Source organism: Enterobacter sp. Lyrl_3, from assembly GCF_051948675.1.
GTDB lineage: Bacteria > Pseudomonadota > Gammaproteobacteria > Enterobacterales > Enterobacteriaceae > Enterobacter > Enterobacter cloacae.
In genome coordinates this window covers 1-1,330 of the sequence record NZ_JAYJLI010000054.1, presented here as the reverse complement: position 1 = coordinate 1,330, position 1,330 = coordinate 1, and the positions used below count along the sequence as shown (strand labels likewise).

Here is a 1,330-nt window from a genome sequence, read left to right as displayed (position 1 = left end):
GCAACAGGAAAGCATACTGACAATGCAGGTGTGGGTCCCTCACTCCTGGGCAGGAGTGATGTCAGTATGCTTCCCTGTTGTGATGAATCCCCCTCAGCGGCGGGGCGTAAACAGCAAACGAGTAGTCTGTTCACACAGCTAAGCGCATCAATCTAAACGCGGACCAGGTGGCTGACCGATGGTCCACCGGGAGGCACCCGGCATCACAACAACTTTTTGGCCCTTTAGCTCAGTTGGTCAGAGCGAGCGACTCATAATCGCCAGGTCGCTGGTTCAAGTCCAGCAAGGGCCACCAAAGCGCTGTTAGATCAGATGGATAGAGCACTGCTTTCCGAAGGCAGTGGTCACTGGTCCGACTCCAGTACAGCGCACCAGTTTCAATGTGCGGTGAATCCCCCTAGCGGAGGGGCGTTCTGAGTTCCTAATCAGCCGACGAACGCGGGTGAATAACCCACCGGGAAGCACCCGGCACCGTGCTACTCGTTATTGCGGTCATCATATAATGGCTATTATCTCAGCCTTCCAAGCTGATGATGCGGGTTCGATTCCCGCTGACCGCTCCATATTAAGCCTTCCGGTCTGCGATGATGGGACTGCCCGGAGTGACCGGAGGGCGCATTCGCATGGGGATCACCTGAGTATGTTCTTGTCTGGCCTGAGCATACTGAAGAGCCAGGCTGGTCCCCAGTCGAATGCGAAGGAATAAGCATCAACAGTAAAGCGCGCTGGTAAGCCCGTTTCTTCAAGGACGATACGTTGGGTAGTGTGCTTTACTGTTGCGGTGAATCCCACTAGCGGAGGGGCGAAACAGCAGACCCTGATTGAATGAGAAAGTCGCGAGCCACGGTGGCTGACCAAAGGCTCATGGAGAGGCACTCCACACCGCAACGCCCATTCAGGCCCACGCTAGCGCGTGGGTTTTTTGCTTTACAGGGCATGAATGGGGGGATGAAGGACGTCAATAATTAACGTGATTATTATTGCTGCTGCAGAGAGTAATATAGTCATTCTTTCGAACATTATGATCCTCAGGCCGTTTGTTAACTTATGATAGTGACAACGGGAGACATTAAATACATGACCCATTCCAGGGCTGCGCATATGCGCGGCCTTTTTATTTCCGGTAAGGAATCACATGAAAAACAAAAACAGTCGTCTTTTGATTAACGGGTTGCTGGCGGCTGCGATTGCGTCAATGGCAGCCTGTTCAGCCGTGTCGTTTACTCACGCCAACGGCGCAAAAGGGCAGAGCATTACGAATGCTGAGGTCCAGCCAGATAATACGGTCGTCCTGGCATACCCGAACGGGTCGGCATGTATTGACACCAAT

Annotated in this window: 1 protein-coding gene and 3 tRNA genes; all 4 read left to right on the top strand. The window is 53.1% G+C overall.

Features of this window, described 5'->3' with window-relative positions:
- The first annotated feature begins 218 nt into the window (after positions 1-218).
- Positions 219-295: transfer RNA gene (locus VF709_RS24825), tRNA-Ile, on the top strand.
- A gap of 2 nt (positions 296-297) precedes the next feature.
- Positions 298-374: transfer RNA gene (locus VF709_RS24820), tRNA-Arg, on the top strand.
- A 114-nt stretch (positions 375-488) separates the two neighbouring features.
- Positions 489-563: transfer RNA gene (locus VF709_RS24815), tRNA-Gly, on the top strand.
- A 572-nt stretch (positions 564-1,135) separates the two neighbouring features.
- Positions 1,136-1,330: hypothetical protein (locus VF709_RS24810; RefSeq protein ID WP_440232471.1), on the top strand; the 195-nt coding region annotated here is incomplete at its 3' end.